21 protein-coding genes and 1 tRNA gene are annotated in these 17,360 nt (G+C 57.5%); 10 read left to right on the forward strand and 12 right to left on the reverse strand.

All coding sequences use genetic code 11. The features are described 5' to 3' along the window. Positions 1–24 precede the first annotated feature (24 nt). Both AC2FNN_RS18805 and AC2FNN_RS18810 read right to left on the reverse strand, forming a co-directional pair. Positions 25–717 carry a hypothetical protein gene (locus tag AC2FNN_RS18805; RefSeq protein ID WP_496759979.1) on the reverse strand — a complete coding sequence of 231 codons (693 nt, stop codon included), beginning with the start codon at positions 715–717 and terminating at the stop codon, positions 25–27. Positions 718–759: 42 nt separating this feature from the next. After that, complete coding sequence (locus tag AC2FNN_RS18810) at positions 760–1,422, reverse strand: DNA-3-methyladenine glycosylase I (RefSeq protein ID WP_496759980.1); 663 nt, start codon at positions 1,420–1,422, stop codon at positions 760–762. Between the two features lie 419 nt (positions 1,423–1,841). On the opposite strand from AC2FNN_RS18810, the gene AC2FNN_RS18815 reads away from it, so the two are divergent. From AC2FNN_RS18815 to AC2FNN_RS18835, 5 genes are all read left to right on the forward strand, one after another. Beyond that, positions 1,842–2,792, forward strand: coding sequence for an ABC transporter substrate-binding protein (locus AC2FNN_RS18815; protein ID WP_496759981.1), 951 nt, complete (start codon positions 1,842–1,844; stop codon positions 2,790–2,792). Between the two features lie 9 nt (positions 2,793–2,801). Beyond that, entirely contained in the window at positions 2,802–3,851 is a 1,050-nt protein-coding gene (locus tag AC2FNN_RS18820; protein ID WP_496759982.1) for a quaternary amine ABC transporter ATP-binding protein, read from the forward strand. Continuing rightward, entirely contained in the window at positions 3,848–5,914 is a 2,067-nt protein-coding gene (locus AC2FNN_RS18825; protein ID WP_496759983.1) for an ABC transporter permease, read from the forward strand. Before AC2FNN_RS18820 ends, AC2FNN_RS18825 begins: the two co-directional genes overlap by 4 nt. A 102-nt stretch (positions 5,915–6,016) precedes the next feature. Next, on the forward strand, positions 6,017–6,682 hold the full coding sequence (locus tag AC2FNN_RS18830; protein WP_496759984.1) for an NnrU family protein: 666 nt from the start codon (positions 6,017–6,019) through the stop codon (positions 6,680–6,682). Positions 6,683–6,752: 70 nt separating this feature from the next. Beyond that, complete coding sequence (locus AC2FNN_RS18835; protein WP_496759985.1) at positions 6,753–7,274, forward strand: DUF2478 domain-containing protein; 522 nt, start codon at positions 6,753–6,755, stop codon at positions 7,272–7,274. Positions 7,275–7,353: 79 nt separating this feature from the next. On the opposite strand, the gene AC2FNN_RS18840 is transcribed toward AC2FNN_RS18835, so the two are convergent. The 5 genes from AC2FNN_RS18840 to AC2FNN_RS18860 all read right to left on the reverse strand — a co-directional run bounded on the left by AC2FNN_RS18840 (position 7,354) and on the right by AC2FNN_RS18860 (position 9,980). Then, positions 7,354–8,028 carry a VPLPA-CTERM sorting domain-containing protein gene (locus AC2FNN_RS18840; protein ID WP_496759986.1) on the reverse strand — a complete coding sequence of 225 codons (675 nt, stop codon included), beginning with the start codon at positions 8,026–8,028 and terminating at the stop codon, positions 7,354–7,356. A gap of 244 nt (positions 8,029–8,272) precedes the next feature. Beyond that, the gene (locus AC2FNN_RS18845) at positions 8,273–8,683 is read right to left on the reverse strand and encodes a DUF6941 family protein (RefSeq protein WP_496759987.1); all 411 of its coding nucleotides are present in this window, start codon (positions 8,681–8,683) and stop codon (positions 8,273–8,275) included. Beyond that, positions 8,680–9,087, reverse strand: coding sequence for a helix-turn-helix domain-containing protein (locus AC2FNN_RS18850; protein ID WP_496759988.1), 408 nt, complete (start codon positions 9,085–9,087; stop codon positions 8,680–8,682). The genes AC2FNN_RS18845 and AC2FNN_RS18850 overlap by 4 nt, the downstream gene beginning before the upstream one ends. Next, positions 9,077–9,565 carry a hypothetical protein gene (locus AC2FNN_RS18855; protein WP_496759989.1) on the reverse strand — a complete coding sequence of 163 codons (489 nt, stop codon included), beginning with the start codon at positions 9,563–9,565 and terminating at the stop codon, positions 9,077–9,079. Before AC2FNN_RS18855 ends, AC2FNN_RS18850 begins: the two co-directional genes overlap by 11 nt. Positions 9,566–9,896: 331 nt before the next feature. After that, a tRNA-Tyr gene (locus tag AC2FNN_RS18860) sits at positions 9,897–9,980 on the reverse strand. A gap of 116 nt (positions 9,981–10,096) precedes the next feature. On the opposite strand from AC2FNN_RS18860, the gene rlmB reads away from it, so the two are divergent. The 4 genes from rlmB (at position 10,097) to AC2FNN_RS18880 (ending at position 12,389) form a co-directional block, all read left to right on the forward strand. Further along, positions 10,097–10,867, forward strand: a complete 771-nt coding sequence (gene rlmB, locus AC2FNN_RS18865) for a 23S rRNA (guanosine(2251)-2'-O)-methyltransferase RlmB (protein WP_496759990.1) — start codon at positions 10,097–10,099, stop codon at positions 10,865–10,867. Between the two features lie 17 nt (positions 10,868–10,884). Beyond that, a complete protein-coding gene (locus AC2FNN_RS18870) occupies positions 10,885–11,166 on the forward strand; it encodes a hypothetical protein (RefSeq protein ID WP_496759999.1) in 282 nt (93 codons plus the stop codon). 97 nt (positions 11,167–11,263) lie between these two features. Further along, complete coding sequence (locus AC2FNN_RS18875) at positions 11,264–11,722, forward strand: YHS domain-containing (seleno)protein (protein WP_496759991.1); 459 nt, start codon at positions 11,264–11,266, stop codon at positions 11,720–11,722. A 196-nt stretch (positions 11,723–11,918) separates the two neighbouring features. Next, positions 11,919–12,389, forward strand: coding sequence for a CoA-binding protein (locus AC2FNN_RS18880; protein WP_496759992.1), 471 nt, complete (start codon positions 11,919–11,921; stop codon positions 12,387–12,389). Here the strand turns inward: AC2FNN_RS18880 and AC2FNN_RS18885 are convergent. From AC2FNN_RS18885 to AC2FNN_RS18900, 4 genes are all read right to left on the reverse strand, one after another. Then, positions 12,386–12,958, reverse strand: coding sequence for a hypothetical protein (locus AC2FNN_RS18885; protein WP_496759993.1), 573 nt, complete (start codon positions 12,956–12,958; stop codon positions 12,386–12,388). The genes AC2FNN_RS18880 and AC2FNN_RS18885 overlap by 4 nt on opposite strands. 69 nt (positions 12,959–13,027) lie before the next feature. Next, positions 13,028–13,345: a phosphoribosyl-ATP diphosphatase gene (locus tag AC2FNN_RS18890; protein ID WP_496759994.1), complete on the reverse strand. Its 318-nt coding sequence runs from the start codon at positions 13,343–13,345 to the stop codon at positions 13,028–13,030. Beyond that, positions 13,342–14,103 carry an imidazole glycerol phosphate synthase subunit HisF gene (hisF, locus tag AC2FNN_RS18895; RefSeq protein ID WP_496759995.1) on the reverse strand — a complete coding sequence of 254 codons (762 nt, stop codon included), beginning with the start codon at positions 14,101–14,103 and terminating at the stop codon, positions 13,342–13,344. Before hisF ends, AC2FNN_RS18890 begins: the two co-directional genes overlap by 4 nt. A gap of 107 nt (positions 14,104–14,210) precedes the next feature. Beyond that, the gene (locus AC2FNN_RS18900) at positions 14,211–16,259 is read right to left on the reverse strand and encodes a fused MFS/spermidine synthase (protein ID WP_496759996.1); all 2,049 of its coding nucleotides are present in this window, start codon (positions 16,257–16,259) and stop codon (positions 14,211–14,213) included. 400 nt (positions 16,260–16,659) lie between these two features. Here AC2FNN_RS18900 and AC2FNN_RS18905 point away from each other — a divergent pair, with 400 nt between their 5' ends. Beyond that, the gene (locus AC2FNN_RS18905) at positions 16,660–17,106 is read left to right on the forward strand and encodes a DUF302 domain-containing protein (RefSeq protein ID WP_496759997.1); all 447 of its coding nucleotides are present in this window, start codon (positions 16,660–16,662) and stop codon (positions 17,104–17,106) included. Between the two features lie 11 nt (positions 17,107–17,117). Here AC2FNN_RS18905 and AC2FNN_RS18910 read toward each other — a convergent pair. Next, positions 17,118–17,360: DUF2867 domain-containing protein (locus AC2FNN_RS18910; protein WP_496759998.1), on the reverse strand; the 243-nt coding region annotated here is incomplete at its 5' end.

Below are 17,360 nucleotides of genomic sequence, written 5' to 3' on the forward strand. Positions count from 1 at the left end.
CTTTCTGGAGACCCTTCAGCAAAATTAGGTTCCGCTGCAAATCCCGTCGATCTCGGCCTCGCTCCAGGGAAGCAGGATTGCGCGCTCACGCCCTTTTTTCGGAAGCGGGGACAGATCAAAATGCGCGCTCAGCATCCTGTGCAGCCGTTTGGTCCGGGTGGCCTGAGGGTCCAGCGCACGGCAGCAAACGTACTCCTCGACTATGGCGCCCTGCTGTTCAAACCCGTAGGACAGGAAGTCCGGCGAGGTTTCGAGGTCAAAAAGATACGGGTCGCTGCGCCCACCATGTTCCGCCGCTGCTCGCAACGGGTGGTAACCGGTGGTCCGGCGATTCTGCCACTGCCAGACATGCGTCAGTTCATGGGCCAGCAGCATTGCGGCCACCAGGTTCATCTGATCCGGAAAATCGGACATGTAGTCTTCCAGATACCAGTCGCGCGCAAAGTAGACCTTGTTGAACAGGGCCACGGCCGCGGGCCTTCCCGTCACCGGCCCGGGTTCTACCGGAGGAAGGATGCGCTCGCGACAGGCCAAACGTGGGCGCTCTTCGCGGAAATACGTCACGTTGGTGACCGGCGCGCCTTGGACCAATCGCACGCTGTCAAGATTCAGGGTCTCGCCCTGAATGGCATCCGCAAATTCGCGCTCTTGCTTTGTCAACTGACGGCCGCAAGAGGACAGCAACAAAAGAGCACACAGGAATACGCGTAGAACCATGAGGTGAATCCTAGTCCGCTGCTTGCGATCCGCAAACGGTTTTCACAGGCTCATGGCCAGAACCCGGCTGATTTCCGTCAAAGACCGCCCGGATTGATCCATCCAGGAATTGAAGGCCCGTTGCACCGCCTCCATGGCTTTTTTCGACGTGGCGGGCTTGTCGATCACGCCCTCGGCGATCAGACGGGCGGTCACGTCCCGAGACAGAATGAAACTGTCGCGCCCCGCAAAACGCATCGCATACTGCGCCGAAGCCCCGCCAAGACGGGACCCGCGTTTGGCCAGCATGGCAAGAAGGTTGACATAGTCATCAGAGGGCCAGCCCCCCAGAACCTGGCCCGCGCCGCCTTCGTCGCGCAGTTCCAAAAGGAACGCCGCGTTGTCCCGGACTGCTGCGATCTTGGTTCCATTGCGGACAATGCGTGTGTCTTGCAGCAGGGAATCAAACTTTTCATCATCCATGAACGCACACCGACCCACATCGAAATCGTCAAAGGCGGCCTCGAATCCATCCCATTTGTTTTCGATGACCTTCCAGTTGAAACCGGCCTGGAAGACGCATTTCGTGATGATCGATAGCCACCGGTCATCGGGCATCGCCGCCAGTTCTTCGTGGCTTTTGGGCTTGTTCAGCTGTGCTTCAAAGGCTTCGGCCCCGCCGTGGCGAGAGGCGGCAATATCAAAGATCTCGTCAAATGAACGCATGAACCCAACCTTGAAGCTGTCATATCAAGAGTGATTTGTTTTGCCTTCCTTTTGCAATGGGAATTTTCGGTGTTCGAAAGCCACCCGACCGGAATCGAAATTCAGCCCGAACAAGAAAAAACACTGAACTGTCAAAGAAATCCTCGACAAACGGTCTTAAAACGGTTTGTGATTGACTCGTCAGTCAACATTCCGTGCCCCGGGGCAGGGGATAATGGCGGGTCGGGTAGGGGCCCTTGCGGCGCCTGCGGGGGAAAATCAACGCATCAGCGGCAAGAAAGCTGTGCTGTTACAAAGTGATCACTTTCCTTTTCCGACCAAATTTGTGCATGTTGCGGCATGGTATTGTCATCAGACAAAGATACCGGCGGGAAACCCCTGCCGGGGTGGGCAAAACAAATAAGACAGGGAGAAAATCCATGAAAAAACTGAGTGTAAGCCTAATGGCCCTGACCGTTGCCGGTGCGGCGCATGCGGCGGATATGGGGGCCGTGGACGAGCCGATCAAACTGGCGATCAACGAATGGACCGGTCAGCACGTGACCACGCATGTGGCGGGTGAGATGCTCAAGGCCGCCGGTTATAACGTGGAATATGTGACCGCTGGCATGATGAACCAGTTCCAGGCGCTGGCCGATGGAGACATCGACGCGACGCTTGAAATCTGGTCGTCCAATGTTTCGGATGAATATGCCAAGAAGATCGAGGAAGGCACGGTTGTCGAAATCGGCGATCTTGGCCTGGATGCCAAGGAAGGTATCGCATACCCGGCGCATGTCGCTGATCTGTGCCCCGGCTTGCCTGCGTGGGAAGCGCTGAAAGACTGCGCACAGGTCTTCGCCACGGCGGAAACTCTGCCCGGTGGCCGTCTGGTTGACTATCCGGCCGATTGGGGTACTCCGGGCGCGGATCGCATGACCGGTTTGGAATTGCCGTTCAAAGCCGTACCAGCAGGGTCCGAAGGGGCGCTGATCGCGGAATTGCGCGCCTCGACCGAACGCAAATCGCCGCTGCTGATCACATTCTGGCAGCCGCACTGGGCGATGTCTGCCTATGACGTGCAGTTCGTTGAGCTGCCCGCAGGTGAAGAGGCGTGCTTTAACGATCCCGCCTGGGGTCCGAACCCGAACGCGGTAAACGATTGCGACTTTTCGCCATCGCGCATCTTCAAAGCCGGCTGGAACGGCCTGGAAGAGAAATGGCCAGCCGCCTATGAAATCCTGTCCAACTATCAACTGGCGGTCGAAGACCAGCAGCCGATGATGGGCGCGATCGATGTTGACGGCGGCCAGGTCGAAGAAGTTGTCGCCGCATGGATGGCCGAGAACGAAGACAAATGGCGTCCTGTTGTCGACGCGGCGACCAAGTGAGCCACTTAGGTGACTGACACGACTATGCCAGCCATTGCCTGCCGGAAACTCTGGCAGGTCTTTGGCCCGGGCGCTGACAAAGCCCTGACCGACGCGCTGTCTCGGTCAGGGAATGACGCTGACAAGGCCGCCGCAGACCTGCGGGAAAGCGGGTTTATCCCGGCGGTTCAAGATGCCAATTTCGAGGTCAGGGAAGGCGAATTGTTCGTCATCATGGGCCTGTCGGGCTCGGGTAAATCCACGCTGATCCGCTGTATCTCGCAACTGTTGCCCGGCACCGGCGGTGAAATTCGGGTGGATGGCGAGAATGTCATAGGCGCCTCGAAAAAGGCCCTGACCGAGCTGCGCCGAAAAAAACTGGGCATGGTGTTCCAGCATTTCGGCCTGTTCCCCCACATGACTGTCGCTGAAAACGTCGCTTATCCGCTGCGCGTGCAGGGCGTGGGTAAAAAGGAACGGCTGGACCGCGCGCAGGAAGTGATCTCGCTGGTCGGTCTGGAAGGGCGCGAAGACAGCTTCCCGCGACAGCTTTCCGGCGGACAGCGGCAGCGGGTGGGCATTGCCCGCAGCCTCGCCGTAAATCCCGATATCTGGTTTCTGGACGAGCCGTTCTCGGCCCTCGACCCATTGATCCGCCGCCAGTTGCAGGATGAATTCCTGCGCATTCAAGCGACCCTGAAGAAGTCGATCGTCTTCATTACGCACGATATTCAGGAAGCGCTGAAGCTGGCTGACCGCATCGCCATCATGCGGGACGGCAAGATCGTGCAGATCGGCACGCCCACGGATATCGTCCTGCGGCCCGTCGATGACTATGTGCGCGAATTCTCGAAAGATGTCGCCAAGGGGCAGCACGCCAAGGTCGCCTCGGTCATGCGAAACGAGGCAGAGTGCGGCCCGGACGACCCCGGCCTGACCACGTCGATGACACTGGACGCAGCCCTTGCCCATTGCATGGAGCTTTATGAACCCGTGCCGGTGCGGGATGCCGATGGCAATGTCGTCGGCACGGTGCACCCGTCCGATCTGGCCGCAGCCCTTCAGGTGGACGAGACATGACCGCTATAACCGACCTCCCGACACGGCGTGGTGCGCAGTTGACGGCAGGTGCGAAGGCCGCCCTGATAACGGTTGTCGTCGGTGCAGTTTGCCTTGCGCTCGAAGGTGTCGCCCCGTGGCTGGTCAAGTGGCCCGCCGCGTGGGAATTGCCTGCAACCCAATGGGTTGGCGCGTTTCTCGACTGGTTTCTGAACCTGATCAAACCGGCGATGCGGTTGTTCTCGGATATGATGACCCACCCAATGAACTGGGCGAATTTCGTGCTTGGCAACACACCATGGCCCATTCTGATCGGGATCGTGACCGCGCTGGGCTGGTACTTGGGCGGTTTGCCCATGGCGGCGCTGGGCTTTCTGGGCCTCAGCTTTGTTCTGGCGTCGGGCTATTGGGCTGAAAGCATGAACACGCTGGCCTTGGTCGCGGTATCCGTTCCGGTGGCGTTGATTTTGGGTGGTGGTATCGGCATCCTCGCCAACGAGGTGCCGCGGGTGAAATCCTTCGTGCAGGCGGTTCTGGATGTCATGCAGACGGTGCCGACCTTTGCCTATCTGACACCACTGTTGCTGCTTTTTGGCTTTGGCCCTGTTGTCGGTCTGATTGCCTCGGCCATCTATGCCGCGCCGCCCATGGCGCGCAATGTGATGTTGGGGCTGGAGCGGGTAGAGCCCGAGATCAAAGAAGCCGCCATCATGTCTGGTGGCACCAGGTTCCAGCAATTGTTTCAGGTCGAAATTCCCGCCGCCACGACGCAGATCATGGTCGGTGTGAACCAGTGTCTGATGGCGGCCTTGTCCATGGTCATCATTGCCGCCGTCATCGGCGGGTTCAACGACATCGGCTGGGAGGTTTTGCTGACCATGCGCAAGGCGCAGTTCGGTGAATCGCTGATGGCGGGGCTGGTGATCGTGGTGTTTGCCGTCGTCATTGACCGGATGAGCGGAACTTTGGCGACCGAGCGCAAACGCTATGACAGCCGGGTTGTCTGGGCGATGCTGGGTTTTGCCGTGGTCTTCACCGCCGCCTTCTGGGCGTGGTTGCCGAACCCATCCGAACTGACCTTGCTGGATCCGATGGCCGAGGCCGTGGACAGCGGCTTGACCGCGTTCACTCAGGCCAATGGCCCTTGGTTGGATGCGCTCAAGAACAGCTCACTGTTCTATGTGCTGCTGCCTTTGCGGATCGGTCTGGATCAGGCGGTTCTGCCCTTCACCTGGGGCTTCCAGTGGACGGCGGGCATGAGCTGGGGCCTGTTTGCCGCAGGTGCCGGGATCGCGCTGCTGATGGCGTGGCGTGAGCGGTTGACGGGTGGCCTGATCGTCCTGATCCTGATTGGAGTGCTGGAAACCGGCATCGCCAACCTGCCGTGGCCCTTTGTCCTGACCGGCGCTGCCGCGCTGGGCTGGGTCGCAGGTGGCTGGCGTCTGGCGGCGCTCTGCGTGGGGCTGCTGTGCACCATCCTCGTTTCAGGCCTGTGGGAAAGGGCGCTGCTATCGCTCTACCTCAGCGGTGCGGCGGTGTTTTCCTGTGCCGTGGTCGGCGGGCTGATCGGTCTTGCCAGTGCGGTCTGGGAACCGGTGTGGAAAGTGGTCCGCCCGATCTGTGACATGTTGCAGACAATCCCTCTGTTCGTGTTCCTGATTCCGGTCCTCATGGTATTCCAGATCGGCGAGTTCTCGGCCTTTCTGGCAATCTGTGCCTATGCGATCGTGCCCATGATCCGCTACACGCGGCATGGGCTGGTCAACACGCCGGACGAGATGATGGAGGCCGCGATCTCGAGCGGTGCGACCGAGTGGCAGATCATGCGCGACGTGCGCGCGCCCTATGCGGCGCCCACGATCCTGCTGGGGTTGAACCAGACCATCCTCTATGCCTTTGCGATGCTGGTGATCGCCGCATTGATCGGCACCACGGGTCTGGGACAGTCGATCTATCTGGCGCTGGGTCAGGCAGATGTGGGGCTTGGCATTTCCGCCGGGGCCGCGATGGCGATTCTGGCGCTGATTGCCGACCGCATCGTGCAGGGGTTTGCCGAAGAACGCCGCGCGGCGCTTGGATTGTAAACAGGGCAGGGGCGATGCACCGCCCCTGCGCCGAACTTGATTTTGGACAAGGAAACCAGTGCCGTCCTGATCTAGACCGATCCCAATAACGCGGAGATCACCATGACCGGTTGGGTCCTATTCCTTGCAGCGCTCGTCACATTCCTTCTCAGCCACGCGATTCCGGTGCGGCCCGCCATACGCGGATGGCTGATCGATACGCTCGGACGCCGGGGGTACTTCACGGCCTATTCGGTGCTGTCGCTGACCGTCCTGGCGTGGTTGATCATCGCCGCTGCCAACGCTCCTTATGTCGAGGTCATTCCGCCATTTGCGGTTTTGCGCTGGGCGCCGGTTCTGATCATGCCGTTGGTCTGCTGGCTGGCTGTCGCGGGGCTGATCATTCAGAACCCGTTTTCGTTCGGAGGGCTGGGCAGTCGGCCCTTTGACCCGGAACAGCCCGGTATCCTGCGCACCACCCGACACCCGATCCTTGCTGCGCTGATGCTGTGGGCGGTGGCACATCTTCTTGCCAATGGCAGCCTCTCACATGTGATTCTGTTCGGCCTGTTTGCCGGTTTTGCAGCCATGGGCATGGCCCTTGTCGACCGCCGCAAGTCGCGAGAGATGGGCTTTGAATGGGTCCGCTTGTCCCGCAACACGGCGCGGTTCTCACTGCGCGCACCGCGCCCCTGGCCGGGTGCCGGGGTGTGGCTGGCTGCGCTTGCCGTCTATGCGGTTTTGCTTCACCTGCACGCTCCTGTGATTGGCCTGTCCCCGCTTCCGTAAACGAGGGAGTGGCCGGGCGGTGCCTTGCGTGCTATTTGAAACGTCACAAACGAATTACAAGAGGTCCAAGATGCATCTGGCCTATGTCACCACCACCGATCGAGGCGCGACAGATCGCCTGCTGAGCGCCGTTGCGGAACGCCTGTTGGCGTCCGGAGCAAAACTGGCCGGTGTCGTGCAAACGAACACGGAATGTGCCGACAGCAGCAAATGTGATATGGACTTGCGCGTGCTGCCCGAAGGTGAAACCATCCGTATTTCGCAGTCGCTGGGCACCCAATCGCGCGGATGCCGTCTGGACCCGGCAGCGCTGGAACAGGCGGTGGGATATGTGACTGCCTCGCTGGAGGGCGCGCCCCAATTGCTGATCATCAACAAATTCGGCAAGCATGAATCCGATGGACGGGGGTTCCGCCCCGTAATCGGCGAAGCGCTGGCGATGGAAATCCCGGTGCTGGTCGGCGTGAACGGTTTGAACGAAGAGAAGTTTCAGACCTTCGCGGATGGCGCAGCAGAAGCCCTCGCGGCGGATTTGGATGCAATCGAGGCGTGGTTCAACAAGGTCTCGGAACTGCGCCCGGCGGCGGAATAGAAACTTCGAAACAGTTGGTTAAGAGGCAAGAACGGCGCTGACTAACAATCAGCGCCGCTTTTATTAGTGTTGGGTGCAACTAGGTTGTCTTAAGCCTGCGGTACCCGAACAGGCCCAGAACGGCCCCGATCAAAAGCAGTCCGCTTGCCGGCAGGGGGACCGGTGCGACGACTAGATTGTCTACGTGAAACTCGCCGCACCATTGGCTGCACCAAGCTGTGTCTGGCGTAAATACAGTGGAGTGCCGAATTAGAGACGGTCTGTTGAATGTCACCAGAAGTGAATCAATGGCCGTGAAGGCATTGGTGAAGTTCACCGTACTCAACATCGTTGGACCGAAAGTCTGGCTGGCTACAACTGCGCCATTCAAAAGCCCGGAAAAGGTCAGCGTTGGGAAGGTAGAAGGCCCTGCCGTGAGCCATTGATTATACGCAGCGGTGCCGTAAGCAGGGGCTGGTCCAGATCCGGTTGTGTAAGCTCGCGACCAGCCAACCAAATCAACGGCTTGAACCGTGAACTTGCCACCATTGACCGGCTTGATTGTGGTGGAGAGAACGCCACTGTCATCGTGAAAGTTAATGAAGTTCCCAAAGTTGTAGACCGGCGCGTATCCAAAGCTGTACCCTTGACTGGTAGATTGGAAAACTCCACCCCCTATGTGTTGATCGTTCGGGAAGTCGATATCAAATGTGATAGTCAGCGCATTCGCTGCGCCCGCGACACACACGGCAAGCGCCGCCAAAAACAGTCTCATAACAAATCCCTCGCAAATACATGAACAGACTAGCGGGCGATGCCCGGTTACGCAACTTTTACGAGTCTTTGCAGCCGTTATTGTGCGAATACGTGCACATAAGCACGCGCGGGCAAAACATTCTGGCCATCTTTGAATTCTACGGGAAAAATGGTGGGCGACCCTGGAATCGAACCAGGCGTGCGTCTCCGCGAGGGAGTTACAGTTTTGTTAAAATAGTTTATTTTCAATGCTCTGGTATTCGTTACTGCCGCCCAGATGACAGATTCAGCTCACTTGTGTCCAATGTTTTTAGCTCTGCGGCGAGCACTTTCTCATAATCTTTGAACCCAATAAAGAAGCTGATTTCTCCCGGCTCTTCCAATTCCAATGGAACCTTTCCCAAAGTAAAACCACCAAATTTCAGGGGTTCATCTGAGTGGAAGTCGGCGCCACCTTCAGCTGCCTTTTCTCCGTTTACGTTCAACTCAAATTCAAGGCTATGCTCTCCATCCGGTAAGTTCGAAAAGCGCACCCATAGGGCTAAGTTAATTTTGGATGGAAAATTCACAAACAGAGTGTCTTGATAACCTCCAATCAGAAGCAGTTTCCCATTGTTCTCTTGGCGGATTTCATCACAAAAAACCGCCAGGAACTGAACGTCCTCGATACTCAAACCGCGGCCTCCTGTCGGAGGTGGTCGGAGCCGAGGCGCACCTGAACGTCCAGATTTGGTTTTGAAACTGGAGATGGAGTGCATTCCGCTTCGTTTGTCAATCCGGTCCTTAGATGAACCACATTGCTTTTCTTGTCTGATTTTACTTCGTCTAAGATCAATCTCGGTTCGACATCTAAAGCCCAGCAGATTTCGGCAATCGTCCTCAGCGTAATGTTCTTGTCACCAGAAACGAGTCTGGAAATTGTTGATTTATTTACGTCCAATGCGTCCGCGATATTTTTTTGAGAAATACCTTTCTCTTTACCTGCGCGCGCGATCTCGGCCGCCAAGGCGCGGTGCACATTGCCAATAAGCCTTGCAGATGCTCTGTCTTTTCCGGACAACTTAAATTTAAAGGACATCTTCGATTTCTCCATCGATTGCCGCGGGCTCTGTTAAGCCTAAGGTTCCGTAAATCCTAGCGCACTCGTCGCGAAAACCACCGTAAAGATCGTATTTCTTGCAGCGTTCGGCAGTTTCTATTGCGGACACAATGTATGTCCCCTGTCTCCAAAACCAACCGAAGACTCTGAGATCTGGTGTCCTGAGCTCCCAAACGAGTTTCGTTGTCGGGCGAAGCCGCTTTGGTACCCAGTAAACACTTGAGAGGTCGGCACCGGAGATGAAGTCGTGGAATAGGTCATAGAGTTGCTCTGCAGGGCTACTTTTCCCACCGGCGACACCATCGCTCTCCAAGTCATATAACTCATCTTCAATCCATTTCTCTACTTTTGGGAGCAAATAAATCGAACGAAAAAAAAGAGCGTCTGCGCCCAGAATGTCATCAGGGTCTACCTTGGACAGTTTTCTTGCTAAGTACAGTTGGTCTGGCGTTGCCATTTATGTCAACTCAAATATTACTTCAAGTAGTAAAGATAGGGTAATGAAAAGTACGTTAGGAACGAGTTGAGCCCAACGCAACTCAAAGTGTTGTGCAACCTCCTATTTTTGATTTTCATGTAAAGGAATGCTCGAGCCCAGCTTGAAATCAACTGAGCTGAGGTTGCCCTGGCGAGTTCAATATTGAATTCGAAGGCAGTGAGAAGAAAACCTGATTGATCGGTGTAGTTACCAACGTGAGTACCCAATGAGTACCGGAGTTTACCACGAGCCTGAAAAAGCGTTCCTCTGGTAAGGGGAATTACTCAATTTTTTCAGATATTTATGGAAGTGGTGGGCGACCCTGGAATCGAACCAGGCGTGCGTCTCCGCGAGGGAGTTACAGTCCCCTGCCACACCTTGCGGCCTGTCGCCCACTGTCAGGCGTTGCACCTGACGTGGAGGCGTGATTACTAGCGCACCAAAGGAGCGTCAACAGGAAAATTTCGCTTTGACGCAGGAAACCGAATTCCCGGCCCGGAGGCCCGTAAAATGAAAAAACCCAAATGGGTCGTCGAAAAGGAACAGGCGCGCAAATCCGCCGCCGCTGAAACCGTCTGGCTGTTCGGTCTGCATGCGGTTCGCGACGCTTTGATGAACCCAAATCGAAAGAAACTGCGCCTGATCGTAACGCGCAATGCGCGCGATAAACTGGCAGAAGCGATTGAATTCTCTGGTATCGAGCCCGAGATGGCTGATCCGCGCAAGTTTACGGCGCCCATCGATGCAGGTTCGGTGCACCAGGGCGCCGCGCTGGAGGTGAAGCCGCTGGATTGGGGCGGTCTGGCCGAAAATTGCATTGGTCGGGAAAATCCACGCGTCATCCTTCTGGACCGCGTTACGGACCCGCACAATGTCGGGGCGATTCTGCGCTCGGCCGAAGTTCTGGGTGCCAGCGCCGTCATCGGCACCCGCCACCATTCCGCGCCCGAGACCGGGGCACTGGCAAAAACCGCCAGCGGCGCGCTGGAGCGTCAACCTTACCTGCGGATGCGCAACCTTGCCGACACAATTGTTGAACTACAGAATATGGGATTTCTGGTCCTTGGGCTGGACGGTGAAGCAGACGTGACGATCGAAGGCGCGCTGAGCGACGGTCGCGACCGCCCTGTTGCACTTGTTCTGGGGGCGGAAGGCCCGGGATTGCGCCAAAAAACAAAGGAAACCGTGGATCAATTGGTGAAAATTGACGCAGCCGGGGGATTCGGATCGCTGAATGTCTCAAATGCGGCGGCAATCGCCTTATATGCATCCCGGCCCTGACAAAAAAGGAGAGCGCTATTCCCGGTCCATCCAAAATTGCGACCTGCTGCTATTGCGGGACCCGGGCTGCGCTGGTCCTGAGGGGCAAAGAACGGCACGAGCTGAGCTGTTCCAATTGTGGCGCACCTTTGCACGATCTGAAGATGCTGCCCAAGCGGAAGGCCGCGCCTGCCGAAACGGTGCGATCTGCGGTTTCTCACACCCTTCCACGGAAGACGAAGCGAAAAAAGAAGAAAAAGAGCATGTTCTCGCGCGTGTTCGATGAAGCCTGGGATGTGATCGAAGATATTTTCGATTGAACGTATTTAGGTGAAGATCGTTCACATCCACGTCAACAGGGGTTCCGCATGCAGCAAAAACTTGCATCTTGATACCCCAGTGATTTCAGATTCTGACATGGCAATGCTGACCCGACGTTCCACACTTGGCGCGCTGTGCGCTTTTTTTCTGGCGCCCGCCACGTATGCGCAGGAAAGGCCCGTTTACTACACCACCGAAGGGGTGGCGTTGGCCGGGTATGATGCCGTGTCCTATTTTGACGGTTCCACGCCCATCATGGGCATGCCTGAGAATTCCGTGATGTGGAAAGGGGCGCGGTGGCATTTCACCTCGCAGGAAAACCGCGAGGTGTTCGAAAGCAACCCCCGTGCTTTCGCGCCGCAATTCGGCGGGTATTGTTCATATGCGATGGCGATGGGCGTTCTGAAGAGCTCGGATCCCAAGGCCTGGAAAGTCGTGGATGGTCGTCTGTACCTGACACACTCGATCGAGATCGAAGAAATCTGGCAGCAGGATCAGGCAGAATACATTGAGATGGCTGAAGAAAACTGGCCGGCAATCCTCTATCAGGAATGAGCGGGAATCAGCTAATTGTGAAGAGTCATCACAAAAATGCGCTGCCCCTCTTTTTTTCACCAAATATATGCCTAAATGTCACAGTGACCGCGGAATGGAACTGCCGCGGGTCATTTCACTGTCCCTCGTTCCAACAACTGGCGCCCAAGACTTCTTGGGCGCTTTTTTCTTTTTGGAACCCTGCTAAGGATAGGGCATGCCAGACTATTCCGATCAGCACCTGAAATCCATTCTGCAACGCACCAGGACCGTTGCCGTTGTCGGGGTGTCCATGAACCCGGTGCGGCCCAGCTATTACGTGGCGCGCTATCTGTCGTTGAAAGGGTTCAACGTGATCCCGGTCAATCCGGGCCATGCCGGGAAAGACCTGTTCGGCCAGACTGTGCGTGGCAGCCTTTCGGAGATTTCCGAACCCGTGGACATGGTAGACATCTTCCGGCGGTCCGAATCCGTGCCGCCCATTGTGGACGAAGCGTTGGATGCGTTCCCGTCCCTCGGAACGATCTGGATGCAGATCGGGGTTGAACACCCCGACGCGGCAGCCAAGGCCGAGGCCCGCGGTGTGGACGTCGTGATGAACCGCTGTCCGAAGATCGAGTATCAGCGCCTGTTTGGCGAGCTGCGCATGGGTGGGTTTTCCACCGGGATCATCTCGTCCAAGCTTTAGGGCGTTGCTGGCTGATAGGGTTTCAGGCGGGCCACCTGCTCCTGTCGTCGTTTTTCCAGCACCACGTCCCGAGGGACCCAGTCATATCGGGTATCCTCGACCAGAGGTGACCAGAACAACACCCCGCCATAGCGCCACGGGTCCAGCACGACGCCCTCATACAGCGACTCACCCTTGCGGCTGATAATGGCCGTGCTGTGGTCGATCCTCAGCGGATTGTCGGCGTTGGCGATGGCGCGGTGCAATTCCAGCGTCTGGAAGTTTTCCTGTTTCAGACGACGCTCGATATCCTCGGCCCAATGCCAGCACAGACCACGTGGGCGCAATCCCTTGTTGACCTTCGCATTGTGGATCAGCGGCGGGTCGGTGATCTGGTATTCGTCCACCAGCTGCGCGGTATAGGAATAGGCGACGTGCGCCGCCCGGCGGGCTTCTTCCGGATCGATATCCGGGCCAAGCCGCTGAATCTCGGCTGTCAGGCGTTGGACCTCATCCCCGGTCGAGGGGGGAGGCGCCGCACATGCCGCAACGATGGCAAGCGTTGCCACAAGCATTAAAACTCGGATCATGTCGCGCCCTCGGCCTGTCATTCTGACGCCCGAGTATAGCGGCCGTTGCGGCGGCGCGGAACCCGGCCGTTACCCTTTGGAGCGGGCGGCTTTTTCGTCAATGCCGCTGATGCCCTGACGGCGCGCAAGTTCGGCCAGAACATCCTCCAGCGCCACGTCCCGGGCGGTCAGCATGACCAGCAGGTGATACAGCACGTCTGCGGCTTCGGCGGTCAGCTTGGCCTGATCACCCTTCGTGGCTTCGATGATGGCTTCGATGGCTTCTTCACCAAACTTCTCGGCGCATTTCTCGGGACCCTTTGCAAGCAGCTTGGCTGTCCAGCTTGAATCGGGATCAGCCCCTTTACGCGCCTCAATCGTGGCAGCAAGGTCGTGCAGAATGCTCATGTCAGCCTCATCGGAATGCCTGCGGCGGCCATATGCTCTTTGGCTTCGCGGATCGTGTATTCTCCGAAATGGAAGATCGAGGCTGCAAGCACCGCACTTGCGCCGCCTTGGGTGACGCCTTCGACCAGATGGTCCAGATTACCGACACCGCCGCTTGCGATCACGGGCACGTCCACTGCATCGGAAATCGCGCGGGTCAGGGGCAGGTTGAAGCCAGCCTTGGTGCCGTCGCGGTCCATCGAGGTCAGCAGGATTTCCCCGGCGCCTTTGGCGACAACGGTTTTTGCGAACTCGACCGCATCAATGCCCGTTGGCTTGCGGCCGCCATGTGTGAAAATCTCCCACTTTCCGGGGCTGACCGTCTTGGCGTCGATGGCGCAGACGATGCACTGGCTGCCGAATTGATCTGCTGATTCTGCGATCACATCGGGATTGGCAACGGCTGCCGAGTTGAAGCTGACCTTGTCTGCCCCTGCCAGCAACAGGGCGCGTACATCATCCTTGGTCCGAACGCCGCCGCCGACTGTCAGAGGCACAAAGCACTGCTCGGCAGTGCGCCGTACCACATCGAACATGGTGCCGCGGTTTTCGTGGGTTGCGTGGATATCCAGAAAACAGATTTCGTCCGCGCCTGCGGCGTCATACGCCTTGGCCGATTCCACGGGATCGCCTGCATCGCGCAGACCGACGAAATTCACGCCTTTGACCACGCGGCCATCGGCAACATCAAGGCAGGGAATGATCCGGGTCTTCAGCATCTGATCGTCCTTCGTTGCCGGACCTTTACCGACAAAGCGCCGCCGATGCCACAGACGTTTTGCCGCCCATGGCCCTGGTAGCACGGGCCATGGGCGGAGCGGGGGGCTTAGTGATCCCGGTTCTTCAGTAGCTTTAGCGCCGAAAGCAGGTTTGCCTTGTCATCGGTCCATGGCAGCGCTCCGTCGGTTTCGACAACTTGCCAGTTTCCATCCTGCACAAAACTCTCAATTCGGGATTTGTCGGGGCTCAGAATCACAACGCTGCTGGTGGCGGCTCCGGTTTCAACCTGCTCTTCACCCACGGCCAGCCGCTGATGCGCAGCGGTCAGGTTCAGGCTGTCGGCAATTCGGGCCAAAGGCTGGACCAAATCGTAGAACCGGTTTGTGATGTGGAACACCAAAACCCCATCATCGGCCAGGCGGCTGGTATACATCTCTACCGCCTCGCGTGTGATCAGGTGAAGCGGAATCGCGTCCGAGCTGTACGCATCCAAAACCAGGATGTCGAAGGCAAATGGTTTTTGCTTCAGAACGATCCGGGCATCACCCAGATGGGTTTCGGAATCGGGCGTGCATTCAGACAGATAGGTGAACAGCGAAGGGTCGCGTGCGATCTGGTCCACGGTTGCGTCGATCTCGAAGAAGTCCCAGTTTTGCGAAGGCTGCCGGTAGCAGGCCAGTGCACCTGTTCCCAGACCGACAATGCCGATGCTGTCGGATTGCTTGCCGAAGTCCGACGTGATGACCTGCGCCATCGGTCCTTCGGGGTGATAATAGGACAGCGGTGTGGGCCGAGTGCCATATTCGGATTCGCGTTGCCAGCCATGCACCGTGGTGCCGTTCTTGTAGACGCGGTAGCCCTCGCTTGAATACACCGAATGCACGCCGAAAAAGCTGCGATCTTCGAACACTGGATTGTTCTTCACCGCAAATGCGGGCAGCAGAACGACGGTAAGAACCACAGGGATACGCATGGCTTGCGCCCGGAACAGGTACAGCACTGCGAATATCAGCACGAACAGGGCGCCTGCGCGCGGGATGTCCGCGCTCAGGGCCGCGACGTCGCGTGTCGCGCCTGCGATGACGAGGATGAAAGCACTTGCCGCGATGCCCATGATGACGTGGCGAAGGGCAAATCCCGGCGCACGGACAAGAAACAATCCTCCGGCCAGGATCATGGTGATTGGCGCCTCCAACTCACGTGTGAAGGCAATCGGCGCAAGGATGGAGTTGAACAGCCCACCAATCGCTCCGCCCACGGAAAGGGCGATGTAGAACACGGTCAATTGCTCGGCGGATGGGCGCATGTCGTAAAGCAAGCGGTGCGCAAAAAGAGCGATGACGAACAACACCGGGACATAGAGCAGAATAACCACCGGCGCGTCATGTTCGCTGACCACCTTGGACACCAGTACGACACCTGCCGCCAGCGCCGCCAGCATGGGCAGGTTCAAGGCGTCAAGCGTCAGGTGCTTCCATTTGGCGAAGGCGATGATGAAGGACAGGATATAGACCGCCAGAGGTACAACCCAGATCAGCGGGAGAGCACCCAGATCCGTGCTGACCCGCGTTGTGAAGGACAGCATCAAGGAAGAGGGGATGAAGGCGACAAACACCCAGACAGCGATCTGCCGCAGGGTCGGAAAACTGGCCTTGAGCGCCGTTTGAACCGATGGCTTTGTGTACCGTGATCCCCGCAAGGCGATCATGCCACTGCCAAGCAAAAGCGCGCCGAACAGCACGAAGCCGACCAGCCAGACGCGGCTGATCTCGGCCGCGCCAAAAAATGGGTCTGCAACCAGGGGGAAGGCCAACATCGCCAGCAAGGATCCGACATTGCTGGCGCTGTAAAGGAAATACGGATCATCTGCCGAAGGCCCGCCCGACCTGGCGTACCAGGCCTGCAACAGGGGCGCATTTGCCGACAATACCGCAAAAGGTACACCCACACCCACGGCGAACAGGCCAAGCGTTTGCAGCGCGGTCGAGGTCGAGGCGTCATAGCTCCAGCTTTCGCTGGTGGACAGCGGCAAGAAAGTCAACGCCGCCACCCAAAAGGCGAAATGGGTGATGATCTGCCAGCGCAAGGGCAGGAACTTGGTCAACAGGTGCGCATAAACATACCCGAGTATCAGCACCACTTGAAAAAACAGCATTGCGGTTGTCCAGACCGCCGGGGCACCGCCAATTTTTGGAAGAACCAGTTTGGCAAAAAGCGGCTGGACAAAAAACAGCAGACTGGCGCTCGTGAAAATCGCCGCACAGAAGATCGCAATGGTTGCCGATCCGAATCTGGACGTCTTGGGAACGTCTAGGTTGGAAATACTCACGTTTGCCACCCGGGTTGTTGTGTTTGACGAAGGAGTTAAGCGGGGATTCCGCCCGAATTATGGCTCAACGCAGTAAAATGTTTGGCTTCTGATCGGATTGTTCTCGAAAGCAAGGGTAAAATGGGCGTCTTCAATTTTGGCAAAGCTTTGCTGATGCCAGACTTGTGATTGTCAGATTTCCAAAACCTGTGAGAATTGGGGTGAAAATTACAGAAGGAAAACCGATATGCGTACCTTGATACTTGCTTCAGTTTTTTCGCTCGGAGGGGCTTTGGCCGCCATGGCTGACGACATCATCAAAGTTCAAACGAACAAATCCGTAACCGAGGCGCTGGATGCGCTGGAAGCAGCGGTTGGCAACGCAGGGGCCACCGTCTTCGCCCGCATCGACCACGCGGCCGGGGCGGAAAAGGTCGGTATGCCCATCCCGGCCAATCAAGTGCTGATTTTCGGCAATCCTGCGCTGGGCACGCCGGCCATGCAGATCGATCCGCGTGCAGGGTTGTTCCTGCCGCTCAAAGTGCAGGCGTACGAAGACGCCGATGGACAGGTCTGGCTGATCTATGAAGACCCGAAAGAGACATTGGACGACCTGAACGATGTCGACAAATCGCCGGTCATCGAAAAGATGCGCGGCGCGCTCGCCAAGTTGACCGCTGCGGCCGCGGGTTAAGACCTTTTGGGTTATGCGCTTGCGCTTTTCACACGCGCAAGCGCGTTTCGTGCGATCAGGATGTGAAACGGCAGGATCGCAGCCAGGTACAGGCGCCCGCCAAGGTTATGGCGTCGGACCCACGTGGCCAGCGAGATGCGGCCGTTTTCCGACAGGACGGAAACCCGAAAATCCAGGTGGCGATCGTTGAAACCTGCGATCACCTCGGTCCTGCCATCATGTTCGACCGGGAAGATACCCAACTTGTCGTCTGC

The sequence above is a fragment of the Ruegeria sp. BHSA118 genome (genome assembly GCF_059613405.1).